Origin of the sequence: Mesorhizobium sp. (genome assembly GCF_004962925.1) — a bacterium.
Lineage (GTDB): Bacteria > Pseudomonadota > Alphaproteobacteria > Rhizobiales > Rhizobiaceae > Mesorhizobium.
Genome location: NZ_SUEO01000333.1, coordinates 3,313 through 3,720 on the forward strand (window position 1 = coordinate 3,313; position 408 = coordinate 3,720).

The 408-nt window shown below is 65.9% G+C and carries 1 protein-coding gene; it reads left to right on the forward strand.

Translation table 11 applies throughout. The features are described from left to right. Positions 1 to 335 (forward strand): winged helix-turn-helix domain-containing protein (locus tag E5W87_RS34215; RefSeq protein WP_292407991.1); only part of this gene is annotated, 335 nt, incomplete at its 5' end. Positions 336 to 408 lie beyond the last annotated feature (73 nt).

Below are 408 nucleotides of genomic sequence, written 5' to 3' on the forward strand. Positions count from 1 at the left end.
GGTCGAACGATGCCGACGCTTTGCCGGCCGGGCATTTCGCCTTCGGAACCTATGTGTTCGACGCCCGCGCGAGAAACCTCATCGATGCCGACGGCGTGGCCTTTCCGCTGACGCCGATGGAGCTCGATCTGGTAGCGGCCTTCGCCACCCGGGCCGGCCAGGTCATCGGTCGCGACGATTTGCTCGATCTTGCGCCGCCCAGGGGCGACGAGCCGTTCGATCGCAGCATCGACAGCCGCATCACCCGGCTGCGCCGCCGGCTCGAAAAGGATCCGGCCAAGCCGGAACTGATCAAGACGATCCGCGGCGTTGGATACCTGTATCCAAAGCGGTGAGCGGTTCAGGGACCAGGCTGCCCTGCGGGCGGAACGATCTGCATGACGAGGCGCATCAGATCGGCTTGGCGGG